Source organism: Aporhodopirellula rubra, assembly GCF_014192335.1.
GTDB classification, from domain to species: Bacteria; Planctomycetota; Planctomycetia; order Pirellulales; family Pirellulaceae; genus Rhodopirellula; species Rhodopirellula rubra.
Genome location: NZ_JACHXU010000032.1, coordinates 66352 through 84230, shown reverse-complemented (window position 1 = coordinate 84230; position 17879 = coordinate 66352). Strand labels below are relative to the sequence as shown.

At 58.0% G+C, this 17879-nt stretch carries 12 protein-coding genes; 7 read left to right on the top strand and 5 right to left on the bottom strand.

Going from position 1 to position 17879, the window contains the following annotated elements:
- Positions 1–519 precede the first annotated feature (519 nt).
- A complete protein-coding gene (locus FHS27_RS28090) occupies positions 520–1128 on the top strand; it encodes a hypothetical protein (RefSeq protein ID WP_184309295.1) in 609 nt (202 codons plus the stop codon).
- 187 nt (positions 1129–1315) lie between these two features.
- Here the strand turns inward: FHS27_RS28090 and FHS27_RS28085 are convergent, their stop codons facing one another.
- From FHS27_RS28085 to FHS27_RS28075, 3 genes are all read right to left on the bottom strand, one after another.
- On the bottom strand, positions 1316–2671 hold the full coding sequence (locus FHS27_RS28085) for a homoserine dehydrogenase (protein WP_184309293.1): 1356 nt from the start codon (positions 2669–2671) through the stop codon (positions 1316–1318).
- A 336-nt stretch (positions 2672–3007) separates the two neighbouring features.
- Entirely contained in the window at positions 3008–3787 is a 780-nt protein-coding gene (locus tag FHS27_RS28080; RefSeq protein ID WP_184309291.1) for a HEAT repeat domain-containing protein, read from the bottom strand.
- A gap of 193 nt (positions 3788–3980) precedes the next feature.
- The gene (locus tag FHS27_RS28075; RefSeq protein WP_184309289.1) at positions 3981–4826 is read right to left on the bottom strand and encodes an SDR family NAD(P)-dependent oxidoreductase; all 846 of its coding nucleotides are present in this window, start codon (positions 4824–4826) and stop codon (positions 3981–3983) included.
- Positions 4827–5061: 235 nt separating this feature from the next.
- Here FHS27_RS28075 and FHS27_RS28070 point away from each other — a divergent pair, with 235 nt between their 5' ends.
- Both FHS27_RS28070 and FHS27_RS28065 read left to right on the top strand, forming a co-directional pair.
- The gene (locus FHS27_RS28070) at positions 5062–5712 is read left to right on the top strand and encodes a hypothetical protein (protein ID WP_184309287.1); all 651 of its coding nucleotides are present in this window, start codon (positions 5062–5064) and stop codon (positions 5710–5712) included.
- Positions 5713–5827: 115 nt separating this feature from the next.
- Positions 5828–6940 (top strand): ROK family protein, encoded by a 1113-nt coding sequence (locus tag FHS27_RS28065; protein WP_184309285.1) that lies wholly within the window; start codon positions 5828–5830, stop codon positions 6938–6940.
- An 88-nt stretch (positions 6941–7028) separates the two neighbouring features.
- Here the strand turns inward: FHS27_RS28065 and rarD are convergent, their stop codons facing one another.
- Together rarD and FHS27_RS28055 are read right to left on the bottom strand one after the other, a co-directional pair.
- Positions 7029–7994 (bottom strand): EamA family transporter RarD, encoded by a 966-nt coding sequence (rarD, locus tag FHS27_RS28060; protein ID WP_246421147.1) that lies wholly within the window; start codon positions 7992–7994, stop codon positions 7029–7031.
- Positions 7995–8251: 257 nt separating this feature from the next.
- Complete coding sequence (locus FHS27_RS28055) at positions 8252–10969, bottom strand: hypothetical protein (RefSeq protein ID WP_246421145.1); 2718 nt, start codon at positions 10967–10969, stop codon at positions 8252–8254.
- A gap of 420 nt (positions 10970–11389) precedes the next feature.
- On the opposite strand from FHS27_RS28055, the gene FHS27_RS28050 reads away from it, so the two are divergent.
- From FHS27_RS28050 to FHS27_RS28035, 4 genes are all read left to right on the top strand, one after another.
- A complete protein-coding gene (locus tag FHS27_RS28050; RefSeq protein WP_009104105.1) occupies positions 11390–11638 on the top strand; it encodes a hypothetical protein in 249 nt (82 codons plus the stop codon).
- 68 nt (positions 11639–11706) lie between these two features.
- Complete coding sequence (locus tag FHS27_RS28045; protein WP_184309283.1) at positions 11707–12558, top strand: ParA family protein; 852 nt, start codon at positions 11707–11709, stop codon at positions 12556–12558.
- A gap of 119 nt (positions 12559–12677) precedes the next feature.
- Positions 12678–13835 (top strand): CNNM domain-containing protein, encoded by a 1158-nt coding sequence (locus FHS27_RS28040; protein ID WP_184309281.1) that lies wholly within the window; start codon positions 12678–12680, stop codon positions 13833–13835.
- A gap of 273 nt (positions 13836–14108) precedes the next feature.
- Positions 14109–17603 carry a caspase family protein gene (locus FHS27_RS28035; protein ID WP_184309315.1) on the top strand — a complete coding sequence of 1165 codons (3495 nt, stop codon included), beginning with the start codon at positions 14109–14111 and terminating at the stop codon, positions 17601–17603.
- The last annotated feature ends 276 nt before the right edge of the window (positions 17604–17879 follow it).

Sequence of the window (17879 nt, the reverse complement as noted above, 5' to 3'; positions counted from 1 at the left end):
GGCTGATTCTCTGCGCTGCCCAATCTCATCCCTCGCCGCAAACAGGAAAGTCGCGGAATCACGGGTGCCAGGCGAGGGCTTGAGAACGCGATAGGCTCGCATTCGTTGCTTACAACACGATTGCGTTGCCGTGGCCGCAAGATTGTGGCCGAACCTCCGCGGTCAGTACGTTTTTCTCGTCCAACGGCGGAGCGTTCGGCCTCTTTGATTAAACACTGGAGATCCAGCAAGTGGGCGGCACCTATTGAGAAGGGCTCTTCGATTGAGCACAGGCGATCTAGATGGTGGGTGGCACCCGTTGGGGGAAGGGATAGGTGGGTTAGCTAATTTTGGTGTGGCTGCGTAATCGTTTTTGTTGGCATGGGTGACGGGGTGTGCGGGATGTTTGCTGACTTTTCGCGTTATCGAACGCCCGCGGCGTCTTTGGTGATGCAAAGTTCTCTGCGAGCAGCGTTCAGATGGCGGTGGCGGAATCGAATCATCGAAGAATCGTTGCCAAGCGAACCAGGAGCGGGACGTATGAAAATGGAAACCGTGGGATCCCCTAAAAAAGATCTGGCCCTAGACGGTCTGATTGAATCGTGCAACGCGATGCAGTCGACGATCTATCAATCTCGATCCGCGCCGGTTTCTCGCGATGAATCAGGGCCATTGCGTTGGCGTGAATCGTGCAACAAGAAAATCGCGGTTGCTCGTGATGTCTTGCAATTTCGCATCATCTTGGAAATGACGCAGGTCGATGACGAACGCGACGTCATCGCAATATCTCTCTCCCGCAAATTCCATCCGAACATGATGTTCGATCAGTTGTTGTCGACGTACATCGATGGAAAAGCAGTCCAGCCGACAAACCATTCACTGCACCGAACCCTCGACTTGCACTTCAACGCAGTCCACAGCGGCTCGACGATCGTGATCACCTACCGCACTCGCGTTAACTTCACCGCCGACACATCCATTGTTGCGGTCGGCGACACGAATGTGCAATGGTCATACCTGTCGCGAAGCAAACACCCAAACCGGAACAGGGCACACGAACCAGCCGCACGGGTCCCGGCACCGCTCGGAATTGGCTTGGCAAAACCACCGAGCCACGCAAGCCATGCGGGCGTACCGACGTTGGCCTAACTGCTTGCTCGACTCAACACCGCAGCCATCGCACCGCGACAAGCCAAACAAGAACGCTCGGCGAGCGTCTCGGAAAACGATGCCGACTCTTAGTGACAATCACGCTCACTGTCATGCGTTCCACCGTCCGGTTTCGCTGAGTACGAGTGCAACGCCCTTCGATAGACGACAAGCTTACTGCGCCGCCTCAACCGCGGACAGGCATTCGAACCACTCGGCCGTCGACAGACTTGAGAGCGGCGATTGCCGTGGTGGCTTCCGCCGCCGCACCTTCGCTGGCCTCGTGAGTCATGATTACAAGTGGCACAAACGACGAGTCGACATCGTTGTGCTTTTGAGTCGTCTCTTCCTCGTGCTCTTCATGCTGCATCACTGAGGCGATCGAAATCTTATGCTCAGCGAGCACACCTGTGATCGCCGCCAGCGTTCCAGGATGGTTGGCAACGTGGAGACTGAGATAGTACCGCCCGCGCAGTTTCGCGACATCACGCTGGACCGCCCGCGCCGGACGGTCCTCCGAGAAGTACTCGAGCGTCTGGAACGTGATCGGCGTGCGTCCTACGGCGGTATCGATAATGTCCGCGACGACAGCCGATGCGGTAGGCATCTGGCCTGCACCCTGACCGTGATAGAAGACGGGACCGACCGCGTCGCCGATGACCCGGATCGCATTGTACGCGTCCCGCACTTCCGCCATCGGCGTGCCTTTGCGGACCAGCGTCGGGCCTACCGACAACTCTAACTCGCCGTCGATTAGCCGCGCCGTCGCGAGTAGCTTGATCCGATAACCGAGCTGTGATGCGTAGCGCAGATCCGCAGGATTGAGCCCATCGATGCCGCTGCGAGGAATGTCTCGCCAATCGACCGTCGCACCGAAAGCGAGATGCGACAGGATCGCCAGCTTTTGCGCCGCGTCCGTACCGTCAACATCCATTGCCGGATCCGCCTCGGCGTAGCCGAGATCCTGTGCGACCTTGACGGTCTCCTCATAACCGGCCCCCTTCTCGTCCATCTGTGAAACGATGAAGTTACTGGTCCCGTTCAAAATCCCCTCGAGGGATAGGATTTGGTTTGCCGAAAGACACTGGCTCACGTTGGCAATGATCGGCACGCCACCAGCAACAGCGGCCTCAAACGCGATACTTCGTCCCAATTGACGGGCGCGGGTAAATAGCTCGCCGCCGTGTTCGGCCAACAGAGCTTTGTTCGCGGTGACGATATCCTTGCCCGCTTCCATCGCCCGCAACATCACCTCACGAGCCGGGCTGAGTCCGCCCATCAACTGCACCACGACATCGATTTCGGGATCGTTGAGAACCTCGTCGATCGAGTCGGTCAACACGCCCTCGGGCAGATCGATTCCCCTCGGCTTCTTTAGATCCCGCACGACCGCTTTGGACAACCAGATCGTTTTGCCGGCGTGTCGAGCGGTCCGGTCACCGTGATCGATCAGCAACCGGGCGACCCCGGCCCCGACGGTTCCCATTCCCAAAATTGCAACGTTGGTGCGGGACGAATCACGAGCAGCACGCGGTGAGGACATGTTCAGTGTTAAGAGTATGGGGGAAATCGGACGCAGTATTCGAACAATGGGGCGGCATCATAATCGAGGCGGCGGATCAGTGGCACCCGTTGGGCGCAGCGTGTTCCGCAGAGCAACATTTGCCCGCCGGTTCGACACGCGAGGAACAAATCAGCGGCGTGAATCGGCGTGCCAGATCGAGAGAACGATCAAAAGCTGGGGGGCGGCGATTTCGGCCTGTGAAGCTGCCCGGTCGATTGGCTCAAGAGAGAGACGACCGCACCATCTGCGCGGTCCACCCTCTAGCGACGGTAGCGACGGCAACACGAGACGGCGTTGGACGAGGACGTCAGTGCGCTAGAAGAACGAGCCAAGTCCGCCGGACGGCTTCTCGTCGACTTGCTTGCCTTCCAAAGCTGCGATCCAAGTTTCCGGATCGTTACCAAAGTCCTTGCCGGTGCTACGGCGCAGCGACCCGATCACGAGACTTTGCGTAGCCGGATCACGATCCTGCAGTGCTAACCTGAGCGAATCGGCGGCGATTTGCCCGGGATGTTGCGCGAGTGCTGCGATGGCAGCATGCCGAACATCTTTGTCTTGCGACGAACCGATCGTCGACGCGAGCAAACGCGCGGCTTCGTCCTCGGTTCGGTTTCCGAGAGCCCGGCAGGCTTCCATTCGAACTTTGATGACATCATCGCTGAGGCCCTGCTCGATCAATTTCAGAACGCTGGCGTCAGACGATTTCCCGGCCGCGAGCACCGCCAATCGACGCATCTCGGGACTCTCGTCGTTCTCGAAAATTTGCTGCAGATGGCTCGACCAATATTGTTGGCGATCGGGCGTGAGCGACGGCATCGACTCGGCCAACGATTGCAACTCTTCACGTCGTTGATGATCTGTAATTCCAATCTTCTCATCGTCGGCCCACTGCCGCATCGTGAAATACGGGTTCGCGTGCTTGAGCGCGTACATCGGCCCGTCTTTGCAACCAGTCGCCACGCAGGCGAACCCTGCCGCCAAAACGCTAAGCACGAGGGATTTGCCCCCGCCGCGAAGGCGTCGTGATCGAACGTCAGCAGATACGGGTGTCAAAAATGAACGCAAACGAGTCGCGAAACGTTTTTCGGACGCCATGTGGAGGTTCCGAGAAAGGAAAAATGGTGAACAACGGTAGGCGGAACTACCAGAACCAGCGTGGTTACCAAAAACGGTTCTCAGATTCCAAGGGCAATTTGGGGTTGGGAGGTGGATAGATTGGCTGGGAAACAGGCTGTCAGGTTGCGGGTTGGATGAGGTGACGTGGGGATAAACCAGGAAGTTGTGTTGTTTACTTTTTTGCTGCGGCGTCCAGCTTTCGCTTTTCTTCGACGCGGTACATTTCTGCGAATGGCAACTGGATTCCGCCGTCGATCGTCAGTGTTGTGCCTGTGATGTATTGGCTCGCGGGATCGCACAGAAAAACCACTCCACGGCCGATTTCATCGACTCGCCCGAGTCGTCCCCAGGGCAAGTTCAACGCCTCCTCTTGGAGCTTTTCCTCGGAAAAGAATTTGCGTTCGCCCGGAGTATCGATCCAACCTGGGTGAACGATGTTGACCCGGATTCGGTGTGACGCCAGTTCCACCGCGGCGGTCCGAGCCATTTGGTCGTTTGCGGCTTTCGCCATGTTGTATGCCATCGATCCCGGCATCGCGACTTTCCCCATCGGGCTGCTGATGACAACGATGTTTCCGCCTGCTCCCGCATCGACGAGTTTTTGCGCACCGCAACGAACGAGGTGGAACGCACCCCACATGCTCACATCGATGGTTTTGCGAATTTCGCTCAAATCCGATTCCAACATCAAATGCCGGTCACTGTAGGCTGCATTGCTAACAACGATATCCAAACCGCCCATCGCGTCAGTCGCTTCGTTGACGAGCCGCTCAACGGCCTCGGGATCGGCCATGTCAGCGGCAATCACATGAGCATTCACGCCGTATCCACGACAGACATCCGCGACTTCGTCGGCCTGCGATTGATGCGAACGATAGTTAATGGTGACATCCGCCCCGGCTTGCGCTAACGCGATCACGATCCCACGCCCGATCCCCAGTGAGCTTCCCGAGACGACGGCACGTTGGCCCAAGAGCGGTTTGGAAGGCGAAGCGGTGTCGGGCAAAGTAGAAGCCATTAGCAGAAGACCGAAGTGGGAAGTGAGGTGCGAAGATGAAATCAAGCAGCCAGATCGGAGCGGCCAGAACCAACCGCACCGACACCAAACGGGCTGATAATCGAACAGCATATAGAATAGCGAATCGGGCAGCGCATAGTGAATTCACAACCTTCGGGCTTGCGGTGACAGGAACCACTTTGCTATCGCCGAAATACCTCAAGTTCGACTCCCCACCGAATCGGCCGTGTCTGCCATGAATGAGAACTCCCGTGAATCCCGGTCTGAAACGCCCGTCGGCGGGTCCGCTAATCCCCAACCGAACACGGTCACCGGCTCCAGTGCAACGGTCGTGGTCGCGGACGAGAAACCACTTTCGCTACTGACGACGGCGGGCATTTTGCACCACGCGGGAATGCGATGCATGTGCGCTCGGACCGCCGACGCGGTGATGCGTGCGTGCGGCATGCCACGTCCACCGAGTGCGGACACAATCCTGACCGAAGTCGAAGAGATCGCCAGCGAAGTCGCCGAAGCAGTCGAACCGCTGCGAGTCGACAAACCAAACCCAGGAGTGGTCGCCGCCAACAACACGGCCATCAAACCCGGAAACGTTGACTTGCTCGTGTGGGACGTCGGCGGAAACCCGATGCTGGCGTTGCAAACGCTCGAACAGATCCGCGAGCGTTTCCCGGAACTCCCGGCCGTCTTGTTGGCCGAATCGAAATGGGCGGGACTGGAAAAGAAGACCGAACAATTATCCGCCGCGACGCGATGCCTGTTCAAACCGATCGATCCATCGGCACTGATCGCCGTCTGCGAACCGCTGCTCTGGATGCCCGCTCTGCAATCCGTTCATCGGCTGCGAGGATCCCGTCCGAATCGACCGGGCTGGGTCACGCTCTGAGCGTACAGCCCCGTTGCGGCATATTGCTCCCTCTAGAAATCTCCTGACGAATCGCTAACCTTCTGCCTGATTTACTCGTTTGGCGAAACCGCCGTTATTTCGGAGATTAGGGCGCGTGGGGATTTACATTGGTGTCGACGTTGGCGGAACAACTTCAACCGTTTGCGTGGGCGACGAAAATGGCAAACTGATTGAGATCACGCCGCAATTCCCGACTCGCAGTGACGAGGGCCCCTCGGCCACCATCGCGGACATTGCCGCCGAAATCATCCGTGTACTCGGCAGCAACGGCAAACAGCTCAGCGACGTCGGCATGGTGACGATCGCGACGCCGGGGCCCGCGACCTGCGAGGGCGTCTTGCTGGCGACGCCGAACCTCAAGCATCCGGAGTGGAACAATTGCCCGGTTCGTGAACTACTCGAAAAGAAATTGCGAGAGGAAGCTCGCAAGGACGATCGAGTTGACGCGAAAATTGACGGCGGCGAATTGTCGGTCCGCTATCTCGGCGACGGCCAAGCGGCCGCGTTGGGCGAATTTGCCGTCCGCCGCGGCGACATCACCGTGGCCTCCGAGATTGCATCGCGATGGAACATCACCGTGCAGGCTCCCGAGACGGAGCTGAACTCGCTGTTCATGGTTGCCGTCGGCACAGGACTCGGCGGCGGTGAAGTCCGCAATCGTGAAGTCGTCCGAGGCAGCGAAGGCCGAGCGGGACACGCCGGACACCTGATGCTGCCCGTCGACGTGTTTCGATACAAACAGGATCAAGAACTGCAAGTTGGGAACGCATTTTCGACCGTGGAGTCCGCCGTTTCACTAACCGCATTGACCCATCAACTCGCCTACCGGTTGAAACTCGACCAATGGAAAGATCACTCACTGCACGCGATCAACGGAACGGCAAAAGACCGTGCCAAGCGTCTGCGTGAACTGGCCGCCGACGGTGACGCGCTGGCCCTCGAACTGTTCGACGATCAAGCCACCGCACTCGGCGTCGCACTGTTGATGATCCAGTACATCGGGGACTACGACGAATTGGTAATTGGCGGCGGAGTCTGCGATCTCGCCCCGGCGGTCCGCGACCGTTATCTGTCGAAAGTCAAAGAGGCCTTCTTCCGTAGAGCCCTCGACGGGTTCCGCAGCTTCACCGCGATGTCGTTCTCGCACTGTGGCGACCAAGCCTCGGTGATCGGCGCGTACGTCGACGCGATAGTCAAAGACGCTTAGCTCACGAGAACACCGTACGCTTAACGGCAAAAGCGAACCGAAAGGAAATTTCCGCAAAACCTGCGCGTGATGACCGAACGGCAGTTCGCTAACGCGCCGCGACAGCAGAGTTCTTGCGAGACGCCCGGTGAGTTGCGGTGACGAAAATCACCAACGCGGTCCATACGAAAACGAATCCCGTCAATCGGCTCTGATCGAGCGGCTCGCTGTACAACACGGCACCGACCAGGAATTGCAACGTCGGACCGACATACTGCAAGATTCCGATCAACGATAAATCGACCTTGCGTACCGCAACGGCAAACAGTGCGAGTGGCGAGATCGTAATGACTCCAGCCAATAACAACATGGTTGTCACCATTGGTGAGCCGAACTGCAACGCGCTGACTCCGTCGTTGACCCGCAAACCCAAGTAGAACGCGGCGGGAAGAAAGAGGATCGACACCTCCAGCATTAAGCCGACCAGCACGGGCAGGTAGACTTTCTTCTTGACGAGACCGTAGATCGAAAACGAGGTGGCCATCGCGAGCGACGCCCAGGGGATACCACCACTGCTGACCGTCATGATTCCGACGCCCACCGTCGCAATCGCAATCGCGATCCACTGCCACTTGCCCAATCGCTCGCCGAGCACAGCAACGCCGATCAAAACGTTAAACAACGGGTTGATGTAATATCCGAGCGAGGCCTCGAGGACCCGGCCGTGGTTGACCGCCCACAAGAACGCCAACCAATTGATCCCGATCATCACGGCCGCGATGCTGTACAGCATCCAAACGCGTTTGTCGCGCAGACTTGTCGCGACAGCACGCCATCCGCCCCACCATCCAACACGGAGCATCAGGGGCAGCAGGATCGCTAGGGTGACGAACGACCACACGATTCGGTGACAGGCCAACTCCAACGAATCGGCCCCCTCGATCTGCCGCCAGTAGATCGGAAACAATCCCCACATCGAGTTCGCCGCGATCGCACAGAGCAAACCGACACGATCAACCGAAGTCTGACCGCCCTGCGATTCGATGGCAGATGAACGTTTGGTATCGCGGAGCAAGAGCGTGACTTTACAGAAGTGAAAGCGATACCGGATTGGTCGCCAGGCCAGGGCTCAGAATGAGCGTCAACGAATAAAAGACTCTACCAACGCGGCAAAGGTTCAACTACCGCAGTGACTTTGCCCGGGCGGCGGACGCGACTGTTGCGTCCATGAGCAATTGTTGCGTCCATTAACTGGCCTACGCTGACAATTGCGTGCGTCACGGCTGAACTCCAACCGAGGAATTTCCCGCGCGGAATTGCCGTCGAGGGGGATCAGCGGGCTGCTTGTTCCGGTCTGAGATATTTCGGCAGCGATTCGATGAGCTCTTGCCGGTTGTCCCGCATGCTTTCGTCGTCGCCGTAGATTTCCAGTGCGTGCAACCGAATCGCGGCGGCTTCGCGTCCACTGAGCCGCTGGGCCACCTTCGTCCATCGGTCCGCCAACGCGATCCAATCCGAATCACGGCTGCTCGGGCCACCGGATTGCAACAGCTCGCATTCCGCTTTCGCACATCCGGCCACGACGAGATTGCTCGACTGCCCCAACCAAACGATCCCCTCCTCCCAACGCCGTTGGTGCAGGCAGTAAATCGTCCCCAGCAACCCCGAGGGTTTGTCCGCGGCTTGCAGGCGAGCCCATTCGGCTGATGCCGGCAGGCTTTCGATCGCCTTCGTTAACTCATTCGTTTCGGCGAGCAAGTCTTTGTCGCTGACAATCTTCGCCAACCGCTCGACGTCCGTCCGAAACGACGTAAGCGTGTCGGAACGCTTGGTCGCGTCCAAACGATCGCTCACGACGATTCGATCGAGCAACACGTTCGCCTGCAGCAACATCCGCTCGACGTCGACCATCGCCACGACGCGCCGCCGCGCCGCACGCCACGAATCGACCAGCCGCCCGATTTCGACCGCCGTCAGGCTCGCAGTATTTTTCGTCACCGGATCGCTGAGCGCGACATCAATGAACCGAACCGGTTGCTTGGTACTGTTTTGTCGCAAACTCGCGACAATGTCCGACATCGGATGACGCAGCCATGCCGCTTGCCGGATCAAGTGCTGAGCCGCGGCGTATTCGAGAGACTCGGGCCCCGCAATTTCCGCGACCAAGTCCCACTGCTCGATCAAACCCGCGACCGTCGAAACGGTAAACCGCCGAGCCGCCGAATCCGTCTCAGCCCACAATTCCGAAACCGCCGTCGCGATTTCATCGTCGGAATAAGCAGGCGACTTCGGCGCGAGTTTGTCCAAAGACATACCGCTTCGCGAATTAGAACGGGTTACGTTCGCCTCACCAGACGACTCGGCGTTGGTTGCTGGATTGCCCAGCCCCGTTGGACCAGCCAATCCAGTCGGTTCAGCGACGCCTTCGGCATTGGACGACGCAACCATCGATTCACCGCCGATGATGCCCGGATCAGCAGCCTCCCGATCCGCGTTGGGGTTACCGTCTAAAACTTCCGGGCTCAAATCACCCGGAGCGATCATCCTTGGGCCAAGATTACTTGGACCGAGATCACCCGGCGAGACACTTCCTGGAAAACCCTTGCCTGGCACTCGATCACCCGATCCGCCCAAGGGCATGTCCGTTGACGCGTCCGCGATGCTGGTTACGGGGGCTAAATCGGGGAGCTCGTGTTCGATTGCGATGGGCGTCGGTGGAACGATGGGTGTTCCTTTTACGACATCCGCCAGCGCGGCGAGCAATTCGTCCGTCGTCATCACCGGATTCGTGATTTCGGGACTCAACGTCTCGGCATGAGGCATCGCATGGTCAAGAGCCTCCACGTCCGCCGACTCGACCGGGTCAACGGCAACGAGTTCCGATTCAATGTCTGAGGACGCCAAGATCTCAGGGCCAGGGCCGCCGACCGACGCGACCGCATTTCCAGTACCCATTGATTCAGTGGATTGCGATTCCGTGGAATGATCGGGGAGAGGCCGCGGACGGATCAAACTTCGACGGGCCGCGAACAATCCCAACCCGACCGTCGTTGAGGCGATCACCACGATCATTGCCGTCAGAAAACGAGTGTCGTGCACCCACCGACGTAGTGTCGAACCGGATGACTGCAACCGCAACTCCGCGAGCACCTCCAACGCTTCGGCACGCCCGGAAACGACGTCGCCCTTTCGCGAGCCGCGGCGAAGTTTTTTGCGGACAACGGAGTCATGTTTGCCATGAACTTTGACCGGGAACGGATGGCCGAACAATCGCACGGAATCATTCCGCGAAAAACGACTCCGCGTCTGCAAGGTCGGTGGCGTGAAATCGACACACGCGACTCGCTGCAGCGCGAGCGGCAACAAACGACCGACGCGAACTTGCTGAAAATAGCTAACTCGAAACCGCGGATCAATCAAACGGTAAGTCGACAAAACGATCCGAGCGAGCTTCTCCTCCTTGTCTCCCGAAGGTTCCACCAACTGACTCGCGGCAATCGCGTCGGCACTGCGATGAGCGGCAACACGAATGACCGACAACCGCCACTCGTAGTTGCGAACGCCCACGACGGCAAAGTCATCTTCGCTGGCACTGGTGGGATAGTCCGTAGAGATTCCGACTTGTTCCGCCTCGGATTCCAATTCCAAATCGCGGACCATCTCATCGACGGCGATATCATCAAACGAAAGTTCGCCGGGAATCTCACCGACGTCACTGGAAATAACCGGATCAGCGGCAGGATCGATCGCGTCCGTACTCTCCAGAAGCGGATTTTCGGCACGATTCCCGAGATCCGACTCGCCTTCAGCACCAGACGCACCATCGATGCGAAAATCGCGATCGGAATTTGCGTCGCCCGTGGATTGAGGTGCCGCGTTTTCTTGTCCCGACAGACCACCGTCGAGGATCACGTCACCGTGGCCGCCGGCCCCCGTCACATACCGGCCGGTGTTTGCCGGCGGCAGAGGGGCAGGAAGGATGGACCGCGGAACTCGCGTCTGCGGATCCTTCTTAGGCGATTCATCGGCGGGAATGGGTTCAGAGTGCATCGTTGATCCATTGGGGACCATTGTACGCTCCCCATACAGACGGGTCATTCGATTTTCTTGGGTGGTCAAAATTTGGGCAAAAAAGTTTCGTTGGCGAGCGAGAACGGGCCACGCATCATGACCGTTGAGTAGATAAATTCCATGCGAAATACTAGCTCGAGAGCCTCCCGGAGGGCTCCCGGCCGAAATCCGCCCCGCAACCGCACCCTACGGGTTAAGAGCCTCATTTTCGACCAATCCGGACAAACCGGCAGAATCCGATCAAGTCGCCTAATCGTCAAAGTCGATACCTCCTGTGCAGGACGCTCTGGCGACGAAGTGTCGTGCCTTGCTAAACAGCACCGTACCGACCGAGGGAACTATGCCCCTCGGGAGTACCGAGCGAATACGCCTCGTTATTAGCCGAAAGATTGAACCGCCGTGAAAACGCATCCCACTCGAATTAAGAAACACAGCTTTGTTCGTGAAATGGAGATGGATCGAGTGGCGGGAACGGCCGAGCCGAAAACGGTTTCCATCCCGCTCGCTCAGATCACTCGTGTGTTGATCGACGCGGCGGAAACCAATCGAACTTGGTTAAACGATTTCGCAGACGATTGCGTGAAGATCGATGCCGACCTGTACGAAGTGCTATTGGCGTATCAATCGCTCCGACACTCATCGGTTTAAACAACCAGCCTCCAGACATCGATTGTGATTTCACAATCAGCCCTCAGCCCTCAAATCGGAGATTTGTCATGCGTTCGATCGCTGTTATCAATCAAAAAGGCGGCGTGGGAAAAACGACCAGCAGCGTGAACCTGGCCGCCGCGCTCGCTCGCGCCGGACGACGGGTTTGCGTGATGGATTTGGATCCGCAAGCTCACGCGTCGCTGCACCTCGGGATCACCGCAATCGACGGCGAAGCGACCATGTACGAGGTGCTCTGTGGTGACGCGTCGATCGCCGATGCCCGTCAACAAGTCGATGAAAACTTGTTCGTCGTGCCCTCGAACCTCGACCTCGCCGCCGCCGAAATGGAACTCGCCTGCGAAGTCGGTCGGGAAATGATCCTCAGTGACAAACTCGCCGACGACCAGGACGATTTCGATTACCTGATCTTGGACTGCCCGCCGAGCCTGGGTGTGTTGACGATCAACGCACTCGTCGCGGTCAGCGAAGTGTTCCTGCCGCTGCAGCCGCACTTTCTCGCCCTGCACGGATTGAGCAAACTGTTGCGAACCATCGAAGTGGTTTCGCGCCGCATGAACAGCCGACTGCGTCTTTCGGGCGTGGTGCTCTGCATGTACGACTCGAACACGCGTTTGGCCGCCGAAGTCAGCACGGACATCGATGAGTTCTTCACCGTATCGAAAGATTCACGTGAGTTCTTCCGGAACGCCAAGTTCTTTGACACTCGCATCCGTCGCAACATTCGCTTGGCCGAAGCACCGAGTTTCGGCAAATCGATCTTCGACTACTCAGCCGAGAGCAACGGGGCCGTCGATTACCAATCGCTGGCCGAAGAAGTGATCGCACAAGAAGAGAGCCGCGAAGCGATGAACGCACCGGAATTGACCGCCAGCGAACAGGCCCGGATGGCTGCCTAAACATCGGCCTCTATCCACGCTCTCCCCAAAAACTCTTTCCTGCTACACTGTCGCCGACATTTGCCACCCCGGTATTTCTTCGACGGTGGTAGCGGAAGCCGGGTTCTATTGGGTCATCTATGTTTTTACTGCTGACGTACCTCGTCGCGGCGATCGGTTTTTCTTTCTACTGCAGCGTCGCCGAGGCGGTGCTGTTGTCGATCACGCCATCTTTCATCGCGACGCTGCGTGACACAAACGCCAAAGCGGCCGAGCGACTCCAACGCCTCAAGGCGAATGTCGACCGACCTCTCGCGGCCATCCTCAGCCTGAACACGATCGCCCACACCATCGGTGCAGCGGGCGTCGGTGCTCAAGCCGCAGTCGTTTACGGCCAAGGCCGATACGGTGAACACGCCGTCGGCATCGCCAGTGCCGTGATGACGCTGCTGATCCTGGTTTTCAGCGAGATCATCCCCAAGACAATCGGTGCGTTGCACTGGCGTCGACTCGGCCCGACGATCGCGATGACGGTTGAGTGGCTGATCTGGTTGCTGTATCCGTTGGTTTGGTTGAGCGAAATCCTGACTAAACTGCTGTCCGGTGGTCATCCCACACACGCGTTGACCCGTGATGAATTGTCGGCGATGGCCGAAATCGGTGTGCAGCAAGGCGTGCTGGAAGATCACGAATCTCGCGTCTTCCGATCGCTGATGAAACTGCCCGAACTCACGGCCAGCGACATCATGACGCCGAGGGTTGTCGTCATCGGCTACAAGGACAATATGACGATCGGCGAACTGTTCGATTCCACCGATGATCTGCCGGTATCGCGAATTCCGATCTTCCACCAAAAACTCGATGACTTGACCGGGTTCGTTCTGAAGAACGATCTGTTGCTGGCCCGAGCCAACGGGGAATCGGACCGAAAACTCAGCGAATTCTCGCGGCCGATCAAAACCGTCCAGGCGACCACGGCGTTGCCGCATCTACTCGAAATGCTGCTCGAAGGACGATTTCATTTGGCGATGGTCAGTGACCAGTACGGCAGCATTGTCGGGTTGGTCACACTCGAGGATTTGGTCGAAACGCTACTCGGCCTCGAAATCGTGGACGAGTCGGACGCTCAAGTCGACATGCAATCGTACGCCCGGAAACGATGGGAAGAACGAGCCACCCGCCGCGGAATCCGATTGCAAACGACTGCGGACTCCGCATCGAGCACCGATTCGGCGCCGAACGCAGACGCTGCGGACGGCGATTCGCCTGAGGCCGCCGCTCGCGACGAATCCCGATAGCTCGCGACGAATCCCAATAGCTCGCAGGCATACGGCCTCGCGATGCGGTGTCTTATCTGAAACCGCTTTGGATTCTCGGTGTCCGTTGACGCTCACAGAAACGCCTTTCTCTGATAGGTGTCCCGAATCGTTGACGCATCCCTCGGGTGGCGACTACGATTTGGAGCGGGGCACCATCATGAGGGTCCATGTTTCTATCTCAAGAGTGACACGATGCATCGCACCGGGCAATCTTCTTCCATTGGTCTACCTCCTTCCATTGGCCGACGAGCGTTGGCCTTTTCGATCGGTGACATCAGTCTCGCCCGGTCTAGCAACCGAAATCCCCTGACCAGCACACTGGCGATTCTGCTCGTCGCGATCACGTTCGCCGGCGGTTCGCTCCGTGTTTCGGCCGACGAAGAAAAGTCGATCGCGACAGCCCAATCGGATTTGGATTTCAGTTCCTCGAAAAAAGAGAAAGTCGACAAGACTCGGTTTGAAGAAGAACGCTTCGACGCTGCCGGAAGCGGGCCGATCCGCGAACTGCCTCGCTTGGTCAATAACCTCGAAGGTTTTTCGAGCCTGATCGCTGACATGGCCTTTCACCCCGATGGCAAACACCTCGCGGTCGCGTGTGGTGGCGAAACGCAAATTTGGGACATCGAGAACGACCGGTTGGTCACCAAAATTCGAGGTGCCATCGACCCGAATTCGGGTGCCGTCTTTGACCTCGCGTATAGCCCCGGCGGCACATGGTTGATGATCGGGATCGAAACCGCGCGTGGCAGTTTCATCCGTTGTTGCCGAACGGATGACTACACATCGACGTTCGGATACACCGGCAGCGAAATGGAATACGCTCGCGGCGCATATACGCTCGATTTCACCGGCGACGGCAAACACCTCCTCACGCAAACTTATTTCGAAGAATACATCAACGACGATCCAGACGACTACACAACCGAAACAATCTATAACCAGACGTTGTACGGGTTCGTCGAGAACCCTGCCGACGACGAGATCGATCCCGTCATCTTTGAAGAGGCCGACCCGCGAGGTGAAGTCAACGGTGCGCCGACATTCTACGGATCGAATCGATACGGCTATGACGCCATCGGCGACCGCACGCTCGACATCCAGGCGAGGAAGATCCTGCCTGGTGCGATCGGTTCGGAGGCACAATGGGTCCGGCGACTCTATCAACACACCACAGCAAAGGCAGAGAGGACCGACGGCGAACTCACATGGTTGGACGCCGACGTGAACAGCCGAATCGCCGCCGCCGCGTCCACCATCGGCAGCAGTGGCACCGCCCGTTACCAGGTCGAGCTCTATCGTGGCGACTCCCTGACACCATTCAACGTCTACAAACGTGTGAACTGGGAAGTCACCGCGTTGGACCTTTCCGCTGATAGCCAACGGCTCGCAATTGGTGATGCGTTGGGTAATTTCCAGGTGATCGACGTCGCATCGGGAAAGCAAATTTTTTCGAAACGCCCGTCACTGCGGCCTCTCTATGCCGCTGCGATCGACGTCGACACGGGTCTGCTCGGACTCGGCCGACGCCCACACTCCGGCGCCGCATGGAAACAAAACGACTACGCTGATATCGAACAAGCGTTTGATCTCGTCGATCGACAATTCGTTGACCCGAGTCGGGGTCACTTCCGTGAGCCGGTGACCTCATTCCCGCCCCCGATCAACGTGTCGGTGCAGCAAATGAAAACGGCGGAGCAATACTACCGCCTACGGTTATCGACGCCGCAGAAAACGATCTTGGACACCGAAGAACAGGGCAGCATGATCTTCAGTTGGCACTTCCAACCGGGCATTCAAGGTTCACCCTTAATCCTCTACGGCGGAACCAGTTTCCTACAAGCCGAAACGCTCGGCACCACCAAACCATCCCACTCCAACGTCGTCGCGTTGTTGTCCGCGGACTGTGAAGCGATCGCCACGGACATCACGCCGACAAAGAAAAACGAATACGTTGTCACCGCGTGGAGCGACGGGATCGCCCGTATCTATCGCAACGCCGACATCAAACCACAAGCCGGTTTTCAACTCCCGTTTACCTATGAAGAAACGGATGAGATCGGCGTGGTTAAGATCATTGAAATCCACGACGCCGGCGCCAGTGGTGGCCTTCGAGTCGGCGACATGATCACGGCCATTGACGGCATCGAACCGATGCTGCATTCACGGCGATCGAGCAGCGATTTCGGTTTCGAACGCAACGTGGTCCCCGGAACTCCCATCGAGGTGACTCGAGAGAACGGTCAAATCGCGAGAGCGAAATACATCGCGTTTGACGATTGGTTCATCCGATCGATTGATCCCGTATTGAGTTTTCTGTCGACCTCCGACGGCGAATGGATTCTCTTCACCCCCGAAGGTGTCTTTGACGCATCACCCAACGCGAGTCGATTGATCGGATGGCAACGTAACCGCGAGTTTGATCAAACCGCGGAGTTCTTCGCCGCACAAATGCTCCGCCGCAAACTGCAGCGTCCCGATCTGATTCAAGAACGCGTCCGTCAAATCCTCGGCCGCGGCGTCTCAACCGCGGCGTCTTCCGCATCACCCGGAACGTCCGCGACAGACAACTCCGCGATCCCCGATGCCTCGAGCGACGCGGTCATGCCGCCGCCGAGCAACGCCGCGCCGGCTCCCGATTTGAGAGAGCCCGCCGCGTTCAATGAAATTTTGCCGCCGAAAATTCGCATCGAGGGCATCCCCGACAGCGGAAAGACCCGTGAACGAGAGATTGAATTGGTCGTCACCGCAGCACCGCAGAACGACCTCCGCGTGCGTGAAATCATCGTGCTCTCGGGAGGCCGGCCAACCGGCACGATCGAGAATATCGAACGACTCGACAACGGGCATCTCGTGCTCACGACACGAATCAAACTGAATTCGGGCGACAACGAACTGTCGTTCATCGCAACCAACGAAGCCGCATCGAGCCCGCGGCGGAGCGTCAACGTCAAGTGCACGGCACAAACCTTAGCCGCCGGTGAACTGCAGCCACGGTTGTTCATTCTCTCGATCGGAGTCTCCGACTACGCCAACGATAATTTCGATTTGAAATACCCTTCCGTCGACGCCGAATCGTTCGCGGAACTGTGGAAACCGCAACAAGGCCCGTTCTACCGCGAAGTCGAAACGAAAGTCCTGGTCAATGAGAACGCGACCAAGCCGGACATCCTCGACGGAATGGATTGGCTGATCACGTCGGTGACGCAGCGTGACCTTGCGATGGTCTTCCTCGCCGGCCACGCCACATTCGACACACGAAGCAATTATTACTTCTGCTCGCACGAGGTAGACCCTGACCGATTGCGTTCATCCGCGTTGCCCTACAGCGCGATCGAACAATTGATCCAAGATTTGCCCTGCAAGGTGCTGCTCTTCGCGGACACGTGTCACTCGGGCGCCGCGACCGGTGCACGCGGAGCGACGCGAGCGTTCGGGCAAGAACCATGGAGCGATATCGTTTCCGATGAGATCGGTGCCGTCCTGTTTGCCAGCAGCAAGCCGAGACAACTCAGCATGGAATCAGACGTTTGGGGACATGGTGCGTTCACCCGCGCGATTCTCGATGGCATGAATGCGGCATCGAGCGACGTTGACGGAGATGGGTTCATCAATCTGATCGAACTCGATCAGCAGATTAGCAATCGGGTGCAAAAGCTCACCGAAGGCCAGCAAACTCCGTCAACGGCGAAACCCAGCACGATCGGAAACTTCAAACTCGCCACGATGCTGAGTGACACGGCCCCATAGAACGGCCCCGTAACACAGCCCCCATCAAACCGAACGGCATACCGGAACGGTAAGATCAATCCGGAAGGCTCGTGTTGCTACGTTCGCACGCACGTGGCCCACCGTCGGGCGACGGTGGCTACAACAAAAAAAATTGGAAGTGCTCTCGCTCCGAACCGGCGAACACATGGAGACGACCGGCGTGGGCAGGGCACTTCTGTCGGCGCATAAAAAAACGGGGCGAGTTTCCTTCCAGAGGAAACTCAACCCCGATTTGGTTTGAGACATTCTTTCGTC